At 65.1% G+C, this 21,310-nt stretch carries 22 protein-coding genes; 9 read left to right on the forward strand and 13 right to left on the reverse strand.

Going from position 1 to position 21,310, the window contains the following annotated elements; all coding sequences use genetic code 11:
- Positions 1–4: 4 nt before the first annotated feature.
- Together ACMGG8_RS00220 and ACMGG8_RS00225 are read right to left on the reverse strand one after the other, a co-directional pair.
- Positions 5–211, reverse strand: coding sequence for a Flp family type IVb pilin (locus ACMGG8_RS00220; protein WP_047301497.1), 207 nt, complete (start codon positions 209–211; stop codon positions 5–7).
- Positions 212–268: 57 nt separating this feature from the next.
- A complete protein-coding gene (locus ACMGG8_RS00225) occupies positions 269–475 on the reverse strand; it encodes a Flp family type IVb pilin (protein WP_060837367.1) in 207 nt (68 codons plus the stop codon).
- 330 nt (positions 476–805) lie between these two features.
- On the opposite strand from ACMGG8_RS00225, the gene cpaB reads away from it, so the two are divergent.
- From cpaB to ACMGG8_RS00250, 5 genes are read left to right on the forward strand one after another with little or no spacing between them, the layout of a single operon-like run.
- A complete protein-coding gene (gene cpaB / locus ACMGG8_RS00230) occupies positions 806–1,744 on the forward strand; it encodes a Flp pilus assembly protein CpaB (protein WP_060837366.1) in 939 nt (312 codons plus the stop codon).
- A gap of 39 nt (positions 1,745–1,783) precedes the next feature.
- Complete coding sequence (locus tag ACMGG8_RS00235; protein ID WP_414158987.1) at positions 1,784–2,971, forward strand: AAA family ATPase; 1,188 nt, start codon at positions 1,784–1,786, stop codon at positions 2,969–2,971.
- Positions 2,968–4,242: a CpaF family protein gene (locus ACMGG8_RS00240; protein WP_060837364.1), complete on the forward strand. Its 1,275-nt coding sequence runs from the start codon at positions 2,968–2,970 to the stop codon at positions 4,240–4,242. Before ACMGG8_RS00235 ends, ACMGG8_RS00240 begins: the two co-directional genes overlap by 4 nt.
- Positions 4,243–4,258: 16 nt before the next feature.
- On the forward strand, positions 4,259–5,140 hold the full coding sequence (locus ACMGG8_RS00245; protein WP_060837363.1) for a type II secretion system F family protein: 882 nt from the start codon (positions 4,259–4,261) through the stop codon (positions 5,138–5,140).
- A 1-nt stretch (position 5,141) separates the two neighbouring features.
- Entirely contained in the window at positions 5,142–6,026 is an 885-nt protein-coding gene (locus ACMGG8_RS00250; protein WP_060837362.1) for a type II secretion system F family protein, read from the forward strand.
- 72 nt (positions 6,027–6,098) lie between these two features.
- Here ACMGG8_RS00250 and ACMGG8_RS00255 read toward each other — a convergent pair whose 3' ends face one another.
- Together ACMGG8_RS00255 and ACMGG8_RS00260 are read right to left on the reverse strand one after the other, a co-directional pair.
- Positions 6,099–6,890, reverse strand: a complete 792-nt coding sequence (locus ACMGG8_RS00255; protein WP_060837361.1) for a response regulator transcription factor — start codon at positions 6,888–6,890, stop codon at positions 6,099–6,101.
- Positions 6,891–7,015: 125 nt separating this feature from the next.
- A complete protein-coding gene (locus ACMGG8_RS00260; RefSeq protein ID WP_414158988.1) occupies positions 7,016–7,486 on the reverse strand; it encodes a prepilin peptidase in 471 nt (156 codons plus the stop codon).
- A gap of 73 nt (positions 7,487–7,559) precedes the next feature.
- On the opposite strand from ACMGG8_RS00260, the gene ACMGG8_RS00265 reads away from it, so the two are divergent.
- Entirely contained in the window at positions 7,560–7,997 is a 438-nt protein-coding gene (locus ACMGG8_RS00265; protein WP_060837359.1) for a TadE/TadG family type IV pilus assembly protein, read from the forward strand.
- On the forward strand, positions 7,994–10,759 hold the full coding sequence (locus ACMGG8_RS00270; protein WP_414158989.1) for an ATP-binding protein: 2,766 nt from the start codon (positions 7,994–7,996) through the stop codon (positions 10,757–10,759). The genes ACMGG8_RS00265 and ACMGG8_RS00270 overlap by 4 nt, the downstream gene beginning before the upstream one ends.
- On the opposite strand, the gene ACMGG8_RS00275 is transcribed toward ACMGG8_RS00270, so the two are convergent.
- The 5 genes from ACMGG8_RS00275 to ACMGG8_RS00295 form a co-directional block, all read right to left on the reverse strand.
- Positions 10,744–12,762: a pilus assembly protein TadG-related protein gene (locus ACMGG8_RS00275; protein WP_414158990.1), complete on the reverse strand. Its 2,019-nt coding sequence runs from the start codon at positions 12,760–12,762 to the stop codon at positions 10,744–10,746. The genes ACMGG8_RS00270 and ACMGG8_RS00275 overlap by 16 nt on opposite strands.
- A gap of 167 nt (positions 12,763–12,929) precedes the next feature.
- On the reverse strand, positions 12,930–13,487 hold the full coding sequence (locus ACMGG8_RS00280) for a DUF4136 domain-containing protein (RefSeq protein WP_060842377.1): 558 nt from the start codon (positions 13,485–13,487) through the stop codon (positions 12,930–12,932).
- A gap of 36 nt (positions 13,488–13,523) precedes the next feature.
- On the reverse strand, positions 13,524–14,123 hold the full coding sequence (locus ACMGG8_RS00285; RefSeq protein WP_414158991.1) for a DUF4136 domain-containing protein: 600 nt from the start codon (positions 14,121–14,123) through the stop codon (positions 13,524–13,526).
- Between the two features lie 11 nt (positions 14,124–14,134).
- Positions 14,135–14,884 carry a methyltransferase gene (locus ACMGG8_RS00290; RefSeq protein WP_414158992.1) on the reverse strand — a complete coding sequence of 250 codons (750 nt, stop codon included), beginning with the start codon at positions 14,882–14,884 and terminating at the stop codon, positions 14,135–14,137.
- The gene (locus ACMGG8_RS00295; RefSeq protein ID WP_016967051.1) at positions 14,881–15,186 is read right to left on the reverse strand and encodes a MazG-like family protein; all 306 of its coding nucleotides are present in this window, start codon (positions 15,184–15,186) and stop codon (positions 14,881–14,883) included. The genes ACMGG8_RS00290 and ACMGG8_RS00295 overlap by 4 nt, the downstream gene beginning before the upstream one ends.
- A 187-nt stretch (positions 15,187–15,373) precedes the next feature.
- Between ACMGG8_RS00295 and ACMGG8_RS00300 the strand changes: the two genes are divergently transcribed.
- Positions 15,374–15,667 (forward strand): hypothetical protein, encoded by a 294-nt coding sequence (locus ACMGG8_RS00300; protein ID WP_060837353.1) that lies wholly within the window; start codon positions 15,374–15,376, stop codon positions 15,665–15,667.
- A 67-nt stretch (positions 15,668–15,734) separates the two neighbouring features.
- The gene (locus ACMGG8_RS00305; protein WP_060837352.1) at positions 15,735–17,081 is read left to right on the forward strand and encodes an MATE family efflux transporter; all 1,347 of its coding nucleotides are present in this window, start codon (positions 15,735–15,737) and stop codon (positions 17,079–17,081) included.
- Here the strand turns inward: ACMGG8_RS00305 and ACMGG8_RS00310 are convergent.
- The 4 genes from ACMGG8_RS00310 to ACMGG8_RS00325 form a co-directional block, all read right to left on the reverse strand.
- The gene (locus tag ACMGG8_RS00310) at positions 17,075–17,950 is read right to left on the reverse strand and encodes an alpha/beta hydrolase (RefSeq protein ID WP_414158993.1); all 876 of its coding nucleotides are present in this window, start codon (positions 17,948–17,950) and stop codon (positions 17,075–17,077) included. The genes ACMGG8_RS00305 and ACMGG8_RS00310 overlap by 7 nt on opposite strands.
- Positions 17,951–18,065: 115 nt before the next feature.
- Positions 18,066–19,979 (reverse strand): arginine decarboxylase, encoded by a 1,914-nt coding sequence (gene speA / locus ACMGG8_RS00315; protein WP_060837350.1) that lies wholly within the window; start codon positions 19,977–19,979, stop codon positions 18,066–18,068.
- Between the two features lie 223 nt (positions 19,980–20,202).
- Positions 20,203–20,574, reverse strand: a complete 372-nt coding sequence (locus tag ACMGG8_RS00320; protein WP_015634001.1) for a translation initiation factor Sui1 — start codon at positions 20,572–20,574, stop codon at positions 20,203–20,205.
- A 198-nt stretch (positions 20,575–20,772) separates the two neighbouring features.
- On the reverse strand, positions 20,773–21,309 hold the full coding sequence (locus ACMGG8_RS00325; RefSeq protein ID WP_414158994.1) for an NUDIX hydrolase: 537 nt from the start codon (positions 21,307–21,309) through the stop codon (positions 20,773–20,775).
- Position 21,310 lies beyond the last annotated feature (1 nt).

Genomic DNA, 21,310 nt, shown 5'->3' on the forward strand with positions numbered 1-21,310 from the left:
GGTCTCAAGGCACGGGGCGGGTAACCGTGGCACCTCCCATGGCAACGAGGATGTTGTTGAAGATGGCCAGGACCCGGTCACCCATCGGCGTCACGAACACCACCACGACCACGGCAACCATGGCCACCACGATCGCGTACTCGATCGCCGAGGCACCGTGAGTTCTGGCCAGGAACAGACGCGCGCGAAGCAGCAGGTAGTCCAGCAGCATGAAGCACCTCCGATTTATCGATCGCAGCTACAGCCGGCGAAGCACTCATGCGTCGGATCAAGGCACTGGACGAGTGACCGTCGCGCCTCCCAGGGCCACCAGAACGTTGTTGAAAATGGCCAGTACCCGATTGCCCAGAGGGGTCACGAACGCCACCACCACAACCGCAACCATGGCCACCACAATCGCGTACTCGATCGCCGAAGCGCCGTCGGTACGGTCAAAAAACAGGCGCGCCCTGAGCCACAAATATTGAAGGATCATCCTAGTTCTCCTGGGCGCCAGAGGGCGCCGATGCAAGCGCACCGGAACACGATTCCCCGGTGCAACTTGAGCATTGTCAACAAAGTGGCGACCAGCAACTGTAAGAACGGATTAATCACTAAGTATTAATTGGAAGGCTGACACCAAAAACTCTCCTCCAATTGAGAGCAGCCTGCTTTTGTGTGCAATTTTTCCGCGAGTTAATGGCATTTCGTCCTAGCTCTACTACCTTCACATAGCGAAATAGTTGCATGTTCATAGCTGCCTAGTTGCGAAGTTAACTCGTTTGGAAGCGCCGACTGGTAATGCAGCAGGATAGGGAGAGCCTTTATGAACAGTCGCGTCACCATAGGCCTGGCTGGGCTTCTACTGCTAGGTGCGGTGTTTTTCGGTTACTGGGGGCTGGTACTCAGCCGCCAGCCTGCGCCCACCACCGCGCCTGCCCCGGCAGCCCCGAGCATGGTTGAAAAAACCACTGCCAGCGCCGAAGACCAGACCCGCCAGCCCGTGGTGGTAGTGGTGCGCGACGTACCTCCTTTCGTTCCCCTCACCGCCGCCGATCTGGCGCTGGAAAAACTGCGCACCGCACCGGCCGGCAGCCTCAGCGCGATCGATCAGGCGGTGGGACGCACGCCCTGGCGGCAACTGAGCGCCGGGACCTGGCTCAACGCCCAGAGTTTCGACAGCGGTGGAGCCCTGGCCCGGATGATTCGCCGTGACGAGCGCGCGCTGGCCGTGGCGGTGGATGAAGTGATAGGCGCCGCCGGGCAACTGAGCCCAGGGGACTATGTCGACGTGCTGCTGTTCCTGCGCCAGGACACCACCAATCTGCAGCAGTCGGCGCAGATCGCGGTCCCGGCGATGCGCGTGCTGGCGGTCGGCGAACAGCTGGGGCTGACCAACGACGGACAGCCCGCCACCCCTGCGCTGAGCAACGAAGAAAAGCTCAAGCAGGACCAGCGCCGGGTCGCCGCTCGCACCGTGGTCCTGGCCGTTCCCGAACAACTTTTGAGCCGCCTGATGCTCGCCACCCAGGTCGGCGTACTGCGCCTGGCGGTTCGCAGCAGCGAGGAACAGCGCCTGGCCCAGTACTGGGCTGGCGACAAGAACGCGGTCAGCCACCTCAATGTGGCCAACAGCAATTTGTTTCAGTTCACCCAGTTGGCGCTCGGCAATGCCCCCCGCAGTCAGGTTGCCCAGCAAAACGGCGCACCACGATCAGCGGTGGAGGTGATTCGCGGCAACCAGATCACTCAACAAACGCCCTGATCAGGCGAGGATTCTCGACATGCGCAGCGGGCTATCACCATGAGTCAAAGCCTGAACCAGACCTTTCTTGCCATCACCCGCAACAGCACCGACCTCGAATGGCTGCAAGGCGCCCTCGCGCCCATGGGCCAGGTGGTGGGCGCCGACGGCAGTCTCGACGAACTGCTGGCGCTGGTGGACGTGACCTTCGCCAACCTGGTGTTCGTCGGCCTCGACCGCGAGCACGTGGTGGCCCAGGCCGCACTGATCGAAGGCGCCCTGGAGGCCAAGCCGATGCTGGCGATCGTTGCCCTCGGCGACGGCATGGACAATCAGCTGGTACTCAACGCGATGCGCGCCGGGGCGCGGGATTTCGTCGCCTACGGCTCACGCTCCAGCGAAGTCGCCGGGCTGGTGCGGCGCTTGAGCAAACGCCTGCCGGCGGTCACCCCCAATACCCAGCTGGGGGGCCTGACCGTGCTCTACGGGGTCCAGGCCGACGGTGACGGCGCCCTGCTGGCCGGGCACATGGCCCAGGTGGTGCAAAAGAGCGGCCAGCAGACCCTGCTGCTCGACCTCGGCCTGCCCCGGGGCGACAGCCTGGCCTTGCTGGGACTGGAGAGCTCCTTCCACTTCGGCGATGCCCTGCGTCACCTGCGGCGTCTGGATGCGACCCTGATCGACAGCGCCTTCACCAGTGCCGAGGCCGGCTTGCGGATCCTCGCCTACGCCCCCCACGACGAGCCTCTGGAACACACCAGCGCCGCAGAGCTGTACATGCTGCTCAGTGCCCTGCGCCAGCACTTCCAGCACATCGTGGTGAACCTGGTGGGACAGCCAGACAGCGAGGCACTGCGCACCTTTGTCAGCCATTGCGACAAGCTGATCTGGTGCACCGACCAGAACGTCCTCGCCTGCCGGCGCAACCTGGCGGTGCTCAACCACTGGCGCGAAAAGGGCCTGAAGCTCGATCACGCACGCTTGCTGGTGGACCGCTACCTGAAAGCCGTCGCGCCGGACTCCGAAACCCTGGGCAAGACCTTCGGCCTGGAAGTGATCGCGGTGCTGGCCTACAGCCCGGAGGTGCGCCTGAATGCCAAGAACCAGGGCGTGACCCTGTTTGAAATGGCCCCTCGCGAGGCCCTGACGCAAAGCCTGAAAACCCTCGGCGAGCGCCTGGCCAAGCGCTCCGAAGGACTGGCCCGACCCAAGGGTGGCTGGCTCAATCGAATCATGGGGGGCAAATGAGCGGAGAAAAACTCTTCGGTGCCTCGACCCGCACGGTGCCGGGCAACAGCGACCACGAAGGCCTGAAACTGGTGCTGCATCGCTACATCATCGATGCCATCGAAGAGTCGGGCAGAAACCTGCTGGAGAGCTCCCGGCAGAACCTCTCGCAGTTCGTCACCGACAAGGTGGCGGAGTACATCGCGCGCATGCACCTGGCGATTTCCCGCTATGAAATGGAGCGTCTGGCCGAGGAGATCGTCGACGAACTCACCGGTTTCGGCCCCCTGGAAGTCTTGCTGCGCGATCAGGCAGTCACCGAGATTCTGGTCAACGGCCCGCACCGGGTGTTCGTCGAACGCGATGGCGTGCTGCACCAGAGCGACTTGCGCTTCATCGACGCGCACCACGTGGAGCGGGTCATGCAACGGATTCTCGCGCCCCTGGGCCGGCGCCTCGACGAATCCTCGCCCATGGTCGACGCGCGCCTGCCCGACGGCAGCCGGGTCAACGCGATCATTCCCCCCATTGCCCTGGACGGCCCCTGCCTGTCGATCCGCAAGTTTCGCAAGGACATGCTCAAGAGCAGCGACCTGATCGCCATGCAGACCATCGATCTGGCGATCTTCGAGTTCCTCCAGGACGCCGTGGGCAAGCGCTGCAACATTCTCATCAGCGGCGGCACCGGCACCGGCAAGACCACCCTGCTGAATATTCTCAGCCAGTTGATCAACCCCCACGAGCGCCTGGTCACCATCGAAGACGTGGCCGAGCTGCAACTGGGGCATCCCCACGTGGTGCGCCTGGAAACCCGTCCGCCCAATGCCGAAGGGCACGGCGAGGTCAAGGCCAGCGACCTGATCCGCAACGCCCTGCGGATGCGCCCGGACCGGATCATCCTCGGCGAGATCCGCGGCGTCGAAGTGCTGGATGTCCTGACGGCCATGAACACCGGCCATGACGGCTCCATGAGTACGGTGCACGCCAACAACGCCCAGGACGCCCTGCTGCGCCTGGAAACCCTGGTGGGCCTGACCGGGCGCCAGGTGGCCGAGCGCACCCTGCGGCAGATGATCTGCGCGGCCCTGGACGTGGTGATCCAACTGACCCGCCTGCCCGACGGCCGCCGCTGCGTCAGTGAAGTGGTGGAGGTGGTGGGCATCCGCGAGGACATCTACGTCACCAATACCCTGTTTCGCCTGAACCGCCGCAACGGCCTGGGTTTTGAGCGCGAGGCGCTGAACCCGGCAGGCGACAAACTGCGCCGCGAGAGCGGACTGGGCATCAACTGAACCGCCGAGGTGGCCCATGATCGGCCTGCTGCTTACCTTGATCTGCCTGCTGCTACTGGGGCTTTCCGGTTGGCTGTTCTACCACGGCGTGCGCAAGACCGAGCGCGAGCGCGTGCTCAATCGCCTGGCTCAGGGGCAACCCGAACTCAACCCGCAACGCCGTTCATGGACCGGCCTGGACCAGGCCTTCGCCCGCGCTGGCCTGGGCCAACCCACGGAGCGCCTGGGCCTGTGGCTGGCGGTCTGGGCGGTACTGACCCTGCTGGGTTACCTGCTGGGAGACTGGCTTGGCCTGCTGGCTTGCGTGCTGCTGCCGCCCCTGTTGCTGCGCTTGTCCATTGCCTGGCTGTATCAGCGCCGGCTCAAGCGCATGATCGAACAACTGCCCGCGCTGCTGGATCACAGCGTGCGCAGCCTGAAGTCCGGACGCACCCTGGCGGATGCCGTGCTGGGCGCCATCGAGGCCAGCAACGACCCACTCAAGCAAGCCATGGGACGCATCCAGCGCAACGTGCAGTTGGGAGTCAACCTGCCGGACGCGGTCAGTGATTTCGCCGAGTTCTACGAACAGGACGAGCTGCGCATGTTCGCCCTGGGGCTGAAGGTCAACCACCGTTACGGCGGCAACGCCAGCGAGTTGCTGGAGAACCTGATCAAGCTGATCCGTGAGCGCGAGCAAGGGGCCCGGCAGTTGCGCGCAATGACCGGGGAAACCCGCATGACGGCCTGGGTCCTGGGCAGCCTGCCGCTGCTGCTGGTGAGCTACTTCATGCTCACCAATCCGGGCTACATGCTGGGCATGTGGCACGACCCTTCCGGCCAGGCGATGCTGATCACCGCGGTGTGCCTGCAGATCTTCGGTTGCCTGGCCCTGTGGCGCATGTTGAGGAGTATCTGAAATGCTTCTGCTGGCTGCTGCGCTGCTGTTTCTCGGGGCCTTGCTGCTGCTCAGCAACGGCCTGCTGACGCAACGCCGGCGCGAGCGCCAGATTGCCCAGCGGCTGCAGGGCCACATGACCCGCGACAACCGCCTGGGCAGTTGGCTGCGGCGGCTGGGCAACAGTCGTTTCGGCCAACGCGCGGTGAACATGGACAGCGAAACCCAGACCCTGCTCAATCGCCTGGGCTGGCGCCGGTCCGCGCAGCGTTCACTGTTCGCGGCCTGCCAGATCGGCACCCCGGTGGTAGCCGTGTGCCTGGTGATCTTCATCCAGGAGGTGGCGTTTCCCGAAGCCCAGAGCCACTGGCTGACGCCGATGCTCGCCGCCGGCGCCGGCTACCTGCTGCCCAAGCGGGTCCTGGCCTACGCCGCCCAACGCCGGCAAAAACACATCGCCCTGGAGATCTCCACCTTCATTCCCTTGCTGCGCATCCTGTTCGAGTCGGGCATGGCGGTGGAGCAGGCACTGCGGGTCCTGAGCAACGAGGCCGGAAAACTGCTGCCGGAACTGACCCACGAACTGCGCCTGATCCTGGCACGGGTGGACTCAGGCCTGGAGCTGGGCCAGGAACTCAACAAGACCGCGACCCTGCTGGCGGTGGACGAGTTCACCGACACCTGCGTGATTCTCCAGCAACTGATCCTGCAAGGTGGCGGCGCGATGAAATCCCTGCAGGCCCTCAAGCAATTGCTCGACGACCGACGCCTGACCCGCTTGCAGGAATACATCTCGAAAATGTCGGCCAAGATGTCGGTGGTGATGATGCTGTTTCTGTTTCCCGCCCTGCTGATCGTGCTGGCTGGGCCCGGCTTTACCGCCATTGCCCGGGCCTTTGCCTACTGAGCCTTGGCCGGCTGGACAGGGGCAAGAGTGTCGCAGCCGGCGGCGAATGGCCCGCCGCCGGCTGCGACAGCCTCAGTGGGCGGTGACTCGCTGGCGCAGTCCCGAATTGCTCGGCGACAAGGCCAGGGCCAGTTGCGTGCGGTTGTGCATGTGGGTCAACCGCAGGACCTGGGAAACATAGAGCTTGACGGTGTTTTCGGTGATCCCCAGTTCACAGGCGATCTGGTAGTTGGTCTGCCCCTTGCCCACCAGCCGCGCCACATCCAGCTGGCGTGGGGAGAGCTGGTTGAAGATCGCTGGCACTTCGAACGGGTCCGCATCGCCACTGCCCTCGTCCAGGGACTCCTCGGCGCGGCTGGCGGCTGGCGTGCGCCGGACCTTGTCCAGGTCCTGGTACAGGTCGTCGATGGATTCGGAGAGGAACTGCAGCTTCTGGTTCAGATGCCCCAGGTGCAGGTTCTTCTGCCGCTCCTGCAAGGCGACTTCCTGACGCTGCAGGCCTTCGAGGAGTTCATCCAGGTCGATGGGTTTCTGGTAGTAATCGGCGATGCCGGCACGCATGGCCTTGATCACGTCCTGCTTGTCGGACTGCCCGGTGAGCATGATGGCTTCGAACACCCGTTGCTTGCCGGCCAGGCGCTGCAGTTCCTGCACCAGTTGGATCCCGTCCATGTCGGGCATGTGCAGGTCGCAGAGCACCAGGGAAATGTCCGGGTCCCTGTTGAAGCACTCCACCGCCTGGCGGGCGGACTCGCAAGGGACACAGCGGTAACCGCTGTTTTCAAGAAACTCGCAAAGCTCTTCGACAATCAGCGGCTGATCATCAACCACGAGCACTTTCATCTGGGAGGTGAGATTGTTCACGTGCGACTCCGTGCGGGCCAATCGCCGATTGACCACTCCTGTCCTGCCCGCAGGATCCGGGCAGCCACGACTTAAAACCTAGACCTACTTTCCGACTATGTACATAGCATTAATCGGCCCGGCGACTAGTGGATCACGCACACAGTTAAGACCATTCCAGCCAGGACAAAGGGGGCGAACGGGTATTTTTTTGACAGCCCCGTGGCGCAGGTCTCGGCTTGTGGCTCAAGCCCCTGTTTCGCTGCGAGTCGGAGCCTGGGGACGAGCAGCAGCCACAGCAGGCTGCAGACCCCGGCGCCGATAAACGTTCCCAGCAGATGTTCGGGATCGCTGGCCAGTCCCAGGGCGGCCATCAACTTGACGTCCCCCGCCCCCATCCGCCCCATGGCGTACCCCGGCAGGGTGAGCAGCAGGGCCAGCAACAATGCCCAGCCGCCCTGGGCAGCCGCAGCGCCCAGCCAGGTGCTGCCGGTCCACAGCAGGTAGCCGCTCGCCAGCAGCGCGGCGCCCAGCGTCAAGGTGTTGGCAATATGCCGTTGACGCAGGTCCTGCACCGCGCAGAGCCCCAGCCAGATCCACAGAACCCAGAAATGCATCAGCTAAAAAGCTCCTTTTACCGGATTGATTCTATGCTCAATGGACATAGTGACTGTCAGGGTAGACGCACTCATGAAACCGGGCCTCCCCAGCAAGCAGAAGGGCGCTGCAGCCATCGAGTTCGCGGCGGTGTTCGTGATCTTCTTCGCGGTGTTTTACGGTCTGGTCAGCTACAGCCTGCCGCTGTTGATGATGCAGTCCTTCAACCAGGCCACCGCCGAGGCCGTGCGCCGCGCCGTGGCGGTGGATCCCAACAGCGCCAACTACGCCACCACGGTGCAGAACCTGGCCAATAGCGTGGTGCAGGCCCAGACCCTGTGGATTCCAACCCTCTTCAACTTCGCCGCCACCGACTACAGCGCGGTGTATGCCAATGGCGTGCTCACCGTGCGCATCGACTACCCCACCGCGAAGCTCACCCAGGTGCTGCCGCGCCTGGTGTTGCCGGTGATAGGCCCGGTCCCCAACTTGCCCACTACCCTGTCCGCCCTCTCGAGCGTGCAATTTTGAACGCCAGCGACAAGCTGTTCGGGCGCCTGCTGGGCCGCCAGCCAGCGCCCGCCGACGAACCCCAGGCCCCGTTGCCGGCCCAGGCCGTCGGCCTGCAACTGGTGCTGGATTCGAAGGGGCGGATCCTCACCAGCAGCGGACCGCTGCGCCACGCGCTGGCGCAGTTGCCGCCCTCGCCCGAGCCCCACCACCTGATGGACTACGCCCTGCCCGGCTGCGCCCTGGCCCTGGAGGGGCACCCCACCGACTGGAGCGCACAGGTGCTGGATCTGGACCTGCGCGGACTGGGCGGCCAGACCCTGCACCTGCGCGGCTGGGTCCAGAGCTGTGGCAGCCAGTGGCTGCTGCAACTGCTGGACATCGGCGACCTGATCCAACAGCGCCAGCAGGCCCTGAGCCGGGAGCAATGCCAGATCTTCGCCACGCAGATCAACGAGCAGATCCGCCTGTGCACCCTGAGCCGGCTGCCGGACGTGCTGCTCGACCAACTCGCCGACCTGGCCCGCTACTGCCACATCCCTTGCGTGGGCCTGGCCTTGCTCGACGACGAGGAACAAACCTGGGTACTGCACAGCGGCTACAGCGCCCACGACGCCCCCCGGCTGTGGCAGGACGGCCAGGTTCTGGGCAGTGGCCTGGACAGCCTGAGCGGCAATGCCCCGCTGCACCTGAATCACATCCAGGGCCTGAATGAACACCCGCGCCTGCAGGGGATCTTCGGTCACCGCGAAGGCTTCCTGGTGCCCTACCGGGACGCTCACGGTGTCGCCGCCTGGTTGCTGTGCGGCTGTTACGCCGTGCAGCAGCAGGCGCCGCACCTGCTGGAACGCGACTGGCTGATGCTCACTGCGGCCCTGGCCGAGCCCTTGCTCGAGCGCCTGCGCGAACAACGCAACCACCTGCATCTGGAACGCCTGGAGGCACTGCAGGGCCTGTTGGGCGCCGGCTGGTGGGAATTGTGCCCGGAGACCGCCGAGATCGAGCTGGCCAGTCAGCTGGTCGCCAGTCTGCAGCTGCCCGACTCGTGCAACAGGCTGCCGGTCCAGGACTGGCTGGAGCTGATTCACCCCGCCGACCGCGGCGAACTGGCCAGCCGCCTGCACGCCCTGACCCTGGGCAAGCCGCTGCTGCTCTGCGTGCGCCTGCCCGGGCCGGACCCGAGCCTGCCGCCACGCTGGTACCGCTTGCAGGGCCAGTCCCTGGGACGAGGGGAACAACAGCGGCTCCTGGGCTTCATGCTGGACATCAGCGATATCAAGAACCAGCAGCAACAGGCGGCGGCGGCCCATGCGCGCCTGGACAATCTGATTGCCAGCTCACCGGCGGTGATCTACGTCCAGCGCTACCTGGAAGGCGCCCTGCAACCGAGCTTTTTCAGCGCCAGCCTGCAACCGCTGCTGGGCTGGAGCCTGGAGGACTGCACCGCGGCCGGCCTGGCGGACTGGGTGCACCCCGAGGACCACGACCTGTATTTCCAGCGCTGCCGCCAGTTGTTGCGCGAAGGCAGCGTCCACGCCCGCTATCGCCTGCGCGACCGCCATGGGGCTTTCCATTGGGTCATGGATGAAGCCAAGCTGTTGCGCGACGACCTGGGGCTGCCGGTGGAGGCCGTCGGCCTGTGGCTGGACGTGACCGAGGCGACCCTGGCCGCCGAGCAGATGCGCCAGAGCGAGGAGCGCTACCGGATCCTGGTGGAAGACTCGCCGGCGATGATCTGCCGCTACCGCCCGGACCTGACCCTGACCTTCGGCAACCGGCCACTGGCGGCCTACCTGGAATGCCCCGCCGAGGAACTGCCGGGGAGCAATCTTGGGCAATGGCTGTCTGCCGAACAGCGCGAAGGTTTCGAGCGAAGGATCCAGCGGCTGAGCCCGGAGTTTCCCCTCAGCACCGCCGAGATCTGCCTGCAACTGCCGGGGCGTGAACACGCCTGGTGGGTCTGGTCCGATCGCGGGGTCTTCGATGAGCAGGGACAGTTGCTGGAGATCCAGGCCGTGGGCCGCGACAACACCGAAGTCCGACGTGCCCAGCAGCAGCTCATGCAAAGCGCGAAAATGGCCACCCTGGGGGAAATGGCCACCGGCCTGGCCCACGAAATCAACCAGCCGCTGAACGTGATGCGCATGGCCATCGTCAATGTGCTCAAGCGCCTGAACAGCGGCGAGATCCAGATCGACTACCTCACCGACAAACTGCATCGCATCGACACCCAGGTGCAGCGGGCCGCCCGGGTGGTGGACCACATGCGGGTGTTCGGCCGACGTTCGGAGGTGGAACAACAACCCTTCAACCCGGCCCTGGCCATCGAGGGCACCCTGTCCCTGCTGGCCGAAGGCATGCGCGGCAAAGGGATCGAACTGCGCATCAGCGAGCTGGGGTTCGAGGTGCAGGTGCTGGGCTTCGTCGACCAGCTGGAGCAGGTGCTGATCAACCTCATGGTCAATGCCCGGGACGCGCTGCTGGGCCAACAGCAGCGGCAAGCCTTCAAGCCCTGGATTGCCGTGCATGGCCAGCGCGACGAACACTGGGTACGCCTGTGGGTCGAGGACAATGGCGGCGGTATCGACCCGCGCCTGCTGGAGCGGATCTTCGAACCCTTCTTCACCACCAAGCCGGCGGGCATCGGCACCGGGCTCGGGCTTTCGGTGAGCTACGGCATCGTGGAAAACATGGGCGGCCGCCTGAGCGTCAGCAACGGAGTGGACGGCGCGCGCTTTTGCATCGAGCTGCCGATTGCCCCGGCGGATCAGATCACCAGGTAGGCCCGGCCGGTCTGCCCGCAGGTGAGATTGGCCCCGACCTCAACGTCCATCAGCTTGATGCCCAGGGTCGCCAGCAGGCTGTTGAGCAGCGGATCGAGCAAAGGGCTCAAGAGGTTGCTGATCAGCGGCATGATCAGGCTGGTCACTCCATTGATCAGGCCTCCCGCCCCCGCCACCACCGAGCCCAGCAGATTGCCACTGGTCGGCTGGTACACCTCCAGGCTGATCCCGGCAATAGCGCCCGACAGGCTGTTGACCAGATTGTTGGTCGGCGCCGCGTTCTGGTAGCTCGGCGCCTGATTGACGTTGGGCGGCGTGGGAAACGGCGGCGCGCTGCTGGCGTACACCAGGTCGCGTCCGACATTGGGTCCGGTCTGGCTGAGCCCCAGCGCACTGTCGACCTTGAGCCCGATGCCCCCGGCGGCGAACGCCGTCCGCGCCGGTCCGCAACTGCCGATGCCGAGGATCTTGTGGCAGGTCCAGATCCCCAGGTCGACGATCGGCACCGGCGTCACCACCGGTTCTGCTGCCGAGGAGAAGGCGGTACTGGGATCGATCTGCCCGACCTTGATATCGACCAGTGACGACTCGCTGTGCACCGTGAGGCTTTTACTGCCGGCGTTGTCCGTCGGACAGCTGTAGTTGGTGACGTAGGCCTTGGCGCCCCCCAGTTCCAGGTTGATGTCGATGCGCGCCGTGGGCAGCACCTCGGGATCGACCTGCTGGCAGCCGGCGCCCAGCAGGCAACCGACGGAGTTGATGGTGGCCGCCAGGTTCAGGCTCAGGACGCTGTTGAGGGTCGGCGTCAGTGAACTCACCAGGCCCAGCAGGGCGTTGGCCAGGCCGGTGATCCCGGACAATCCGGTCAGGTTGACCGACACCAGGGTGCGCACCTGGGCCGTGCGGACATAGATGCCGTTGACGCCCTTCGGATCGAGGATGGCCAGCCGGGGATCGCCGACCGCCGAGAACTGCGGCGGTTCGATGACCTTGACCCTGATGGTGACGTTGGCCAGGCCCAGCAGGTTGGCCGGCACCACCGCCGCCACCGCGCTCTTGCTGTTGGCCAGCTGGATCATCGCCTGCAGCAACTGGAAGAGTTGCAGATTGGCATCCAGGGCGGTGGTCGCCGCACCGGTCTGCAACTTGAGGATATCCCCCAGCTTGAGTTGCGGGATCTGGCTGCTCACCGCCACTTGCAGGGCGCCCAGGGCCGCCAGCACATCGGCCGTCGCGCCATTGGCCTGGACCACGGTGGCGGCGGTCTGGATCAGCCGGGTCAGGCTGGCCTGAGTGTTGAGCAACTGGCTGTAGTTGCCCGCGGCAACCCCCAGGTCGATGGCCAGTTGGTCGAGGTAGCGCAGCAGGTTGATGTCGCTGTTGAGCAGGCCATTCCAGCCCACGGCGCTGATGTTGAGGCTGCCGCCCAGCATGCTGCCCACCAAGGTGTTGAGCAGCGGTGAGTTGGTGCTGTCGACGGTGGCCAGGGTGCTGCGAATGCTCAGTTGCGCCCGCGGCGGGGTGGGCGCGGCGGCAACCGCCGTGGCGCTGAGCTGGGTGTTGAGGTTGATCGGCCCCGGGGTGAACAGCGCCCCGATGCCCGACGCCACACTGATGGGCACCGTGTGGGTCGCCACTACCCGCACGGCCGCCGATTGCGCCGGGTCGGCATTGAAGGTGCGCAAGCTGTTGGCCCCGGTGGTCAGCGCACCGCACGCGGTCGTCAGGGTACTGCCGGCGTCGACGGTAAAACCATTGCGGGTCGCGCTCTGTCCGGCATAGGTCGCGGCGCTGAGGCCGGCCTGGCAGTTGCCGCCCCGGCTCACGGCCTCCAGGGCTGCGTTGTCGGCGACCCGCTGCAACTTGCGCTGCTCCATGTACAGCCGGCCGCTGTCCACCACCACGACCATCAGCAACAACGCCAGCCCCAGGGTCACGGCAGCCATCAGACCAATGGCTCCACGCTGGCGACGCGGACCGGTAAAACGCTTCAGGGGAGACATCGGGGCACTCCTTTTCCCGGCTCGTGGCCGAGCGCGCACTCCATCGATGCACAGCAGTGTAGTCAAAGGCCGGGCCGTCGCTGGCAAGGTGCCAGCTCGCCTGACTGGCGGCGCCAGGGTGCTCCGCCAGTCAGTGTCGAGGCGTGTGCCGCGCGGAACCCAAGGCCCTAGTGCGGCGGGTAGTTCTGCAGGATACGCATCACCGTATTACGCACCGCGGCGCTGCGATCCACCGGGCTCGGCGAGCTGCTGAGCAACTGCTCGTCGCTGCCGCGCCACACCAGCTTGCCGTCCTTGCCATCGAGCAGGTCGATCTGGATGGTCGCCACCTTGTAGGAGATGTTGCGGGTCTCGTTGTACATCGGCCCGCCCCAGTAGCCATTCCAGGGGCCGCCCCAACCGCCACCGTAGTTGGTGGTGACCTGCTGCTGACGGTCCTCGACGATCAGGTATGCCTGGACCTTGAGATCGGCCTGGGCAGGGCCCTGCACTGGGCGCAGGCCACGCTGGTCCAACTGCTCGGCGACCGCCTGGCGGATGCGCTGCTCGGTCAGGTCGCTCTTGATCCGCGGATCATCGGGGCGATATTGCAGGGCGGGTTCTTTCCAGCTCCAGCTGCGGTAGGCGCCAAAGTCCCGGCTGGCGTCGAAATCATGATTGACCTGGTTGGCGGCACAGGCACTGAGCAAGGCGGCACATACCAGTAACGCGATTCGATGGAACATGCTGATTCTCCGATTCAAGAACAACCACCGGTGGCCCTAACTGGGAGGATAGGCCGCCATTGCCTTTTGCACCGCCTCACGCAAGGCCTCGGCGCGCTCGCCGAGGCTGCTGGTTTCGGCGCTGGCGCTCCATACCGGCTGGCCACTGGCGCCGTCGTACAGATTGACCCGAACCACCACCACTTCGACTTCGTAGGTGCGCACCACCGGCACGCTGCCGTACATGCCGTAGCCCGGGCCATAGCGGTTATAACCGCCGTAGCCGCCATAACCGTAGTCGTCCTGGACCTGGCGCAGGCGCTTCTCCAGGTGCAGATCGGCACTGACCCACAGGTCCGCCGGGCGCCGGTCTAGCACCGGACGCAGGCCCTGCTGGTCCAGAGCGTTGCTCACCGCCTCGGCGATCTGCGCCGAATCGGCCCAGGCCGAGCCGTTGGGCAGGCGCCCATTGAGCCAGGCCCAGTTGCGATAACGTCCATAATCGCGCGGCGGCGCCGGGTAGGCGCTGCGGTCGAAGGTGTTGGCCGCTTGCGGCGGCGCCGGCGGCAGGGGATTGCTACTGGCGACGTAGGGGTTGCTGCCCTGACAGGCGGCAAGCCCCGAACACAGGAAGATCAGACCCAGACGGCGTTTCATTGCGCACTCCGTTAGACCGGCCGGCACAGCCAATGCAGATAACGCCCAAGGCCGGCGAAACTTGGGTGTCGGCGGTGAGCCAGTTCCATTTGCAACAGGTCCGTCAGCTCGGCTCGCGCCTGGAACTCCACCGGCATGTAGTCGTGGAAAACCCGCACTCCGCTCTGGGTTTCGACTCGCCACAAGCCATCAAGTTGCGCCGCCAGCTCGCGAGGATCAAGCGGTTGTTGCGGAGTCAGGCTCTGCTTTTCACCGGCCATGTCGTTCTTGCGCATCTTGCGGAAGTGGCCCTTGAGCAGGTTGCGGTAGACCAGCGCATCGCGGTTGTAGAAGGCCAGGGAAAACCAGCCATCGACGCGGGTCAACTGGTGCAGCACCGGCAGGATCGCGTGGGGCTCGGCCAGCCATTCCAGCACCGCATGGCAGAGCACCAGGTCGTAGGGCTCGGTCAGTTGGCCCAGCAGTTCCTGCCAGGGCGCCTGGATGAAGGTCGCCTGCTGCCCGGCCTCGGCGAAGCGCTGGCGGGCACCGTCAAGCATCGGCGCGGCGGGCTCGGCCAGCGTCACCTGGTGCCCCTGCTCGGCCAGCCACAAGGACATGTGCCCCAGGCCCGCGCCGATATCCAGCACCCGCAGCGGCCGCTGGGGCAGGCTTTCCTTGAGATCAGCCTGGAGCACCGCGAGGCGGATCGCGCCCTTGGCACCGCCATAGATCTTCTCGGCGAAACGGGTCGCCAACTGGTCGAAATGCCGGTCGCTCATGAGCAGAACCGCCGTTCGCTGTCCGCCAGCTTGCTGCGCACCACCTGGTCCATGTCCAGCCCCAATTCGCTGCACAGCAACAGCAGGTAGAGGACGATGTCGCCCACTTCCTGGCCGGCATGGGCCAGCTTGTCCGCCGGCAGTTGCCGGGACTGGTCCTCGGTCAGCCACTGGAAGATTTCCACCAGTTCGGCCATTTCGACGCTGGCGGCCATGGCCAGGTTCTTCGGGCTGTGAAATTGCCGCCAGTCGTTGCGGTCACGGATGGCATGCAGGCGTTGGGTCAGTTGCTCTAGGTTCATCGGGGTCTCCTGAAGGCGTATAGCTTCCGGGGGATGGCCGTGGGACGCAAGAGCGCTTTCGCCGGCCGGCCGGCTCCTACAGAATGTGCGACCCCGGCAGCTTCTATGCTCAACCGGGAACTCGCTACGGGCAGTCATGGCCCAAGGTTGAGCGGGCACCCGGCCCCTCGTCGATCAGGACACACACATGCAGGTAGAAAGCTTCTTCGAATGGCTTGGCCAGGCCATAGGTTCGGTCATCCGCTTCATCGTCGACCTGCTCAGCGGGTTGTTCGGCAGCCTGACCCACGCCGGCGGCAACTTCGTCGATGGGCTGGCCCGGGCCCTGGGCATGGACACGTCGATCGTCAGCATCATCGGCCTGATCGTCGGCCTGATGTTTCTCTACTGGGCGATCCGCGCCTTCATGCGCGCCTCGATCATCCTCGGCATCATCTGGCTGGTGCTGGGCCTCTGGCTGCTGAGCTGGATCATCCACTGACGCGGCGGTAAAACCTCGGCGCATCACGGCGCCGGGGCTACAATGCCGGCTCTCGCAAGGAGCCCGCATGTCCCCCCTGATCACCGATTGGCGTCATCGCCCCACCCATCGTCGCGTCTGGGCCCTGGCCGCGCCGATGATCCTGTCGAACATTTCCGTGCCCCTGGTGGCCCTGGTGGACAGCACGGTCATCGGCCACCTGCCCCACGCCCATCAACTGGGTGCGGTGGCGGTGGGCGCCAGCCTCTATACCTTTCTCGCCTGGGCCATGGGTTTCCTGCGCATGGGCGCCACCGGTTTCGCCGCCCAGGCCGCCGGACGCGGCGACGGTGCGGCGCTGCGCCAGATCCTGCTCCAGGGCCTGCTGCTGGCCCTGGGCCTGGCGCTGCTGCTGGGGGCCATTGGCGTGCCGTTGAGCGGCGCGGCCTTGCACCTGATGCAGCCCTCGGCGGACCTGGACCAGATGACCCGAGCATTTTTCCACACCCGCCTGCTCGGCCTGCCCGCGGCCCTGGCCAGCTTCGCCCTGGTGGGCTGGTTCCTCGGCACCCAGAATGCCCGGGCGCCGCTGACCATCCTGCTGAGCACCAACCTGGTGAACATCGCCCTCAACCTGTGGTTCGTCCTCGGACTGGACTGGGGCGTGGTGGGTTCGGCCCGGGCCTCGGTGGTCGCCGAATGGACCGGCGCGCTGATCGGCCTGGCCATGACCCGGCCGGCCCTGCGCGCCTACCCGGGACAGATTGCCTGGGCCGCCCTGCGCCGCTGGCAGAGCTGGCGCCCGCTGCTGGCGGTGAACCGCGACATCTTCATCCGCAGCCTGGCCCTGCAATCGGTGTTTTTCCTGATCACTGTCCAGGGCGCGCGCCTCGGCGATGCCACGGTGGCGGCCAATGCCCTGCTGCTCAATGGCCTGTTGCTCACCGCCCATGCCCTGGACGGCCTGGCCCACGCGGTGGAAGCCCTGTGCGGCCACGCCATTGGCGCCCATGATCGCCCGGCGCTGCGTCGCTCACTGGTGGTGGCCGGGGGCTGGTCGCTGCTGGCCAGCCTGGGATTTGCCGCGCTGTTCCTGCTCGGTGGCCACCTGTTCATCGAGATGCAGACCGACATTGCCGAAGTCCGCCAGACCGCTTTCACCTACCTGCCCTACCTCGCCGTGCTGCCCTTGATCGCAGTCTGGAGCTACCTGCTCGATGGTCTGTTCATCGGCGCTACCCGGGCCCGGGAAATGCGCAACGGCATGCTCCTCACCGTACTCCTGCTGCTGCCTTTTGCCTGGGCCCTGCAAGGCCTGGGCAACCATGGCCTGTGGCTGAGTTTCTTGCTGTTCATGCTCCTGCGCAGCCTGACCCTGGGTGCCTTCGCCTGGCAGCTGGAGCGACGCGACGGCTGGTTCGCCGGGGCTCACTGAGCCGGCGGCGTTTGGACAAAGCCGCTGACCCGTTCCAGCACCGGGGCCAGCCCGCGCAAGGGGCGGGACAGGGCGGCCACCAGGGTGGCGTGATTGGTGCGGGCGAAATAAAACTCCTGCACCGGCACGCCTGCCGCACGCAGCTTGTTGGCCAGGCCACCGGTATTGCGCTGCGGGTTGACCAGGGAATCCTGGTTGGAGGCGATCAACAGCGCCGGCGGCGCGCCCTGGCTGACGTGGTTGATCGGCTGCGAGTCCGGCGGCGAGTCGGGGTAGAAAAACACCGGGCGCGCCTCGGGGTTGCGAATGGGCAGGAAGTCATAGGGCCCGGCCAGACCGATCCAGCCCTTGATGATCTGCGGGCTCAGCCCGACCTCTTCCAGCAACCGTCGGTCCAGCGCCAGCATCGCGGCGTTGTACGCCCCGGAGCTGTGCCCCATCAGGAACAGGCGCTGGGGATCGGCGCCATAGCCGCCGATGTGTTCATGAGTCCAGGCCACGGCGCGGGCCGCGTCCTCCAGAAAGGCCGGGTAACGCACCTGTGGATAAAGCCGGTAGTCGGCCAGCACCACCACCATGCCCCGGGAGGCCAGGGCCTCGCCGACAAAGTCGTAGTCGCTGCGCGAACCGCTGTTCCAACTGCCACCGTAGAAGAACACCACCACCGGCGCCCCGGGAGCCGCCCCGCGCGGCTGATAGACATCGAGCTTCTGCCGTGGATCGCTGCCGTAGGCGATGTCCGGGGTCTTGATGAAGGTGCTGCCGGGGGTCAGGGCGTTGAGCAGCTTGAGCGGCGAACAGGCCGCCAGCAGGCTGAGCACCAGGGTGCCGCACAGCAAGCGCCAGGTCCTGCGGGTCGTATCGCTCATCGCTTGCCCCCTATCGCCCACCATGGACGGCTGTGTTCAGGCTAGCTGCAATGGCTGCACCGGGGACAAAAAAAACCCACCGCATGCGGTGGGTTTTCAAGGCTTGCGCCGAGCGTCAGGACGAAAGGTAGGACGAACGGGTCAGGCCCAGGCGCAGTGCGTCGAGGAACTGGGTGCGCTCGGCGGTGCTGATCTTGGCGCTGGCCACTTTATCGCGGTAGTGAGTCATCAACTCCTCCGGCGACAAGTGCACGTAGCGCAGCATGTCTTCGATGGTGTCGTGGGTCTCGATCCCGGCGTGGTAAACGCTGCCATTGGGCCGCTGGTAGATGTTCACCGAGTCGGTGTCGCCGAACAGGTTGTGCATGTCGCCGAGGATTTCCTGGTAGGCGCCCACCAGGAAGATCCCCAGCAGGTAGTCCTCGCCCTCGTTGAGGCCGTGCACCGGCAGGCTGGTCTCGATGCTCTGCTCGTCGACGTACTGCTTGATCTTGCCGTCGGAGTCGCAGGTCAGGTCTTGCAGCACCGCGCGACGCAGCGGCTCTTCGTCCAGACGGTGCAGCGGCAGGATCGGCAGTACCTGGCCGATGGCCCAGGTGTCCGGCAGGCTCTGGAACACCGAGAAGTTGCAGATGTACTTGTCCGCCAGCTTGTCGTTGAGTTCGTCCAGCACCTGGCGGTGGGAACGCTGACGGGCCTTCAGCGAGTTGTGCAGGCGCCGGCAGACCGCGAAGTAGCATTGCTCGGCCAAGGCTTTCTCGGCCAGGGTCAGCTTGCCATCGGCGTACTGGGCGGCGACGTCGCTCATGTAGTGCGTGGCGCGCCAGTAGGTTTCGGTGACCATCTCGATGTCGGTCGGACCCAGCAGGTCCACCAGCCATTGCACGGTTTCCGGCAGCTCTTCCTTGTTGTCGATCTTCGGCACGTCGTCGTTGTGCTTCTCGACGTCGGTCACCTGCACCACCAGCATGGCGTGGTGGGCGGTCAGGGAACGGCCGCTCTCGGAGAAGATGTGCGGGTGTGGCAGGCTCTGCGCGTCGCAGAACTCCTTGAGCATGCCCACCACGACGCCGGCGTAGTCGTCCATGTCGTAGTTGATCGAGCTGGCGTTGCGCGAGTGGGTGCCGTCGTAGTCCACGCCCAGGCCGCCGCCGACGTCGATGTGATCCACCGGCAAGCCGAGGTTGCGCAGCTCGCCGTAGTAGCGGATGGCTTCCTTGAAACCGTGCTGGTAGTCCGCCAGGTTGGCGATCTGCGAACCCATGTGGAAGTGCAGCAGGCGGATGCCCTGATCCAGGCCGGCGGCGCGGAAGCGCTCCACCACCGACAGCAGCTGCGCCGCCGACAGGCCGAACTTGGACTTTTCACCGCCGGTGTCGGCCCACTTGCTCGACGCCAGGGACGACAGGCGCACCCGCAGGCCCACCTGTGGCTTGACCTTGAGCGAGGCAGCTTCCTCGATCACCAGGCCCACTTCGGACTCTTTCTCGATGACGATGAACACGTTGTGGCCGAGCTTCTGGCCCATCAGCGCCAGGCGGATGAACTCGCGGTCCTTGTAGCCGTTGCAGACGATGGTGCCGCCTTTGGGCGCCAGGGCCAGAACCGCCAGCAGCTCAGGCTTGGAACCGGCTTCCAGACCGATGGAGACGTTCTGGGTGGCGATGATGTTCTCGATCACCGCTTCCTGCTGGTTGACCTTGATCGGGTACAGCGCGGTGTACTTGCTCTGGTATTCCAGGCGCGCGATGTTGGCGTCGAACGCGCCGGTCAGCTGACGCACGCGATCCTGGAGAATGTCCGGAAAACGCACCAGCAACGGCAGGGACAGACCGCTCTTGCGCAGCTCCTCGACCTGCTCGAACAGATCGATGGGCAAACTGCTCGGGCCGTTCGGGCGAACTTCGACGCGACCGGCGTCATTGATCGCGAAATACCCGGCCCCCCAATGGCGAATCCCGTAAACACTGCGGCTGTCCGCAACTGTCCATTGGCTGCCATCGTCTTTACGTGTGCGTCGTACGGACATCGAAGTCCCCTATAAAGAAGTCATAGAGCGCCGCCCCAATCCGGGGTCGGCGCAGTCTAAAGAATGAAAATGACGATTAGCCTGCAAGCGCAATAGACCGCGCCTGCCGTGCTGAGTTTAGAAACCGTTCATGAACAGGCTCTGTGAAAACCATGGGAGACGACGCCAGCGTCCTGAGCGAATCAAGACAGGGTCCAGTCAGAGGTGGTTTTCACAGAGGCTGCTAGCCGCCGGACTTCTTCGCCTTGAAACCGTGCTTGACCAGTTCGGCCAAGAGTAGCTCGACATGGTCGCCCTGGATTTCAATGACGCCGTCTTTCAGCGCGCCACCGGTGCCACAGCGCTTCTTCAAGGTGGTCGCCAGTTCCTTGAGGGCGTCTTCGGCCAGGGGCACGCCGGTGATGGTGGTCACCGTCTTGCCGCCACGGCCCTTGCTTTCGCGACGCACGCGAGCAATGCCGTCGCCGGCCGGAATCACGGTTTGTTTGCAGATACAGGCGGCCACCGGCTGGCTACAGTCCGGGCAATGTCGACCTGCGTCGGTGGAAAACACCAGGCCACCAAGGGCGGCGAAGGATGCGGCTTTTTTGGCCACCGGCAATCCTCTTGGGAGGACAAAGACTGGTCGAAGCACATGGCGGTGCCATCGACCGCGAAGCCCCACTCAGGCAGGGGCAGCGCTACTGAGCCGGCGCGTTTGCAACAAGCGCCGCCGGTTCAGCTTGAAAAGTCGCGCAGTGTAACGGCAAAAAGCCCGGTTGCTAAGAGCCAATCAGCGTCAATTTATGCAACTTTAACGACGTCGCGCCAGATAGCGTTGCAAGGCGGCCAGGGAGTCCGGGCAATAGGGCTTTTCATGGATTTCCCGCAGCACCTGGTCCAGGGGAATGAAGCGCGCTTCGAGGACTTCTTCCGGCTGCAGGCGCAGCGGACCGTCCCAGACCGCGGAGAAGGCCGAACACCAGAGACGGTTGCCGGTGTCTTCGAAGAAAAAGTGATCGTGGGCGGTCAACTCGACCCCGCTGACCCCCAGCTCCTCTTCCAGCTCCCGAGCGGCGGACTCGGCATAGCTTTCCGTCGCCAGGACCATGCCGCCGGCGGCGACATCCCAGTAGCCCGGGTAGATGGCCTTGCTCAGGGTGCGCCGGTGCACGCACAGCTCACCGGCGGAATTGAACAGCATGATGTAGGTGCCACGACCGATCAGGCCACGCTCGCGCAGCTCGGAGCGGACCATGGCACCCAGCATCTGGTCTTCGCCATCGACCCAGGCAATCTCTTCAGCATCGGAGGCGGCGCGATGGGCCGCCTCATTGGTGGTCGCAACCATG

It is taken from the genome of Pseudomonas sp. BNK-45 (genome assembly GCF_047456255.1).
Classification (GTDB): domain Bacteria; phylum Pseudomonadota; class Gammaproteobacteria; order Pseudomonadales; family Pseudomonadaceae; genus Aquipseudomonas.

Excerpts from the sequence above, each read along its gene's own strand:
- ACMGG8_RS00240 (WP_060837364.1), top strand. The coding sequence starts at position 2,968 with ATGAGCGGAGAAAAACTCTTCGGTGCCTCGACCCGCACGGTGCCGGGC.
- ACMGG8_RS00285 (WP_414158991.1), bottom strand. The coding sequence starts at position 14,123 with ATGAAACGCCGTCTGGGTCTGATCTTCCTGTGTTCGGGGCTTGCCGCC.
- ACMGG8_RS00310 (WP_414158993.1), bottom strand. The coding sequence starts at position 17,950 with ATGAGCGATACGACCCGCAGGACCTGGCGCTTGCTGTGCGGCACCCTG.
- ACMGG8_RS00265 (WP_060837359.1), top strand. The coding sequence starts at position 7,560 with ATGAAACCGGGCCTCCCCAGCAAGCAGAAGGGCGCTGCAGCCATCGAG.
- cpaB (WP_060837366.1), top strand. The coding sequence starts at position 806 with ATGAACAGTCGCGTCACCATAGGCCTGGCTGGGCTTCTACTGCTAGGT.
- ACMGG8_RS00260 (WP_414158988.1), bottom strand. The coding sequence starts at position 7,486 with ATGCATTTCTGGGTTCTGTGGATCTGGCTGGGGCTCTGCGCGGTGCAG.
- ACMGG8_RS00280 (WP_060842377.1), bottom strand. The coding sequence starts at position 13,487 with ATGTTCCATCGAATCGCGTTACTGGTATGTGCCGCCTTGCTCAGTGCC.
- ACMGG8_RS00250 (WP_060837362.1), top strand. The coding sequence starts at position 5,142 with ATGCTTCTGCTGGCTGCTGCGCTGCTGTTTCTCGGGGCCTTGCTGCTG.
- ACMGG8_RS00235 (WP_414158987.1), top strand. The coding sequence starts at position 1,784 with ATGAGTCAAAGCCTGAACCAGACCTTTCTTGCCATCACCCGCAACAGC.
- speA (WP_060837350.1), bottom strand. The coding sequence starts at position 19,979 with ATGTCCGTACGACGCACACGTAAAGACGATGGCAGCCAATGGACAGTT.
- ACMGG8_RS00295 (WP_016967051.1), bottom strand. The coding sequence starts at position 15,186 with ATGAACCTAGAGCAACTGACCCAACGCCTGCATGCCATCCGTGACCGC.
- ACMGG8_RS00275 (WP_414158990.1), bottom strand. The coding sequence starts at position 12,762 with ATGTCTCCCCTGAAGCGTTTTACCGGTCCGCGTCGCCAGCGTGGAGCC.
- ACMGG8_RS00305 (WP_060837352.1), top strand. The coding sequence starts at position 15,735 with ATGTCCCCCCTGATCACCGATTGGCGTCATCGCCCCACCCATCGTCGC.
- ACMGG8_RS00290 (WP_414158992.1), bottom strand. The coding sequence starts at position 14,884 with ATGAGCGACCGGCATTTCGACCAGTTGGCGACCCGTTTCGCCGAGAAG.
- ACMGG8_RS00225 (WP_060837367.1), bottom strand. The coding sequence starts at position 475 with ATGATCCTTCAATATTTGTGGCTCAGGGCGCGCCTGTTTTTTGACCGT.
- ACMGG8_RS00325 (WP_414158994.1), bottom strand. The coding sequence starts at position 21,309 with ATGGTTGCGACCACCAATGAGGCGGCCCATCGCGCCGCCTCCGATGCT.
- ACMGG8_RS00245 (WP_060837363.1), top strand. The coding sequence starts at position 4,259 with ATGATCGGCCTGCTGCTTACCTTGATCTGCCTGCTGCTACTGGGGCTT.
- ACMGG8_RS00220 (WP_047301497.1), bottom strand. The coding sequence starts at position 211 with ATGCTGCTGGACTACCTGCTGCTTCGCGCGCGTCTGTTCCTGGCCAGA.
- ACMGG8_RS00300 (WP_060837353.1), top strand. The coding sequence starts at position 15,374 with ATGCAGGTAGAAAGCTTCTTCGAATGGCTTGGCCAGGCCATAGGTTCG.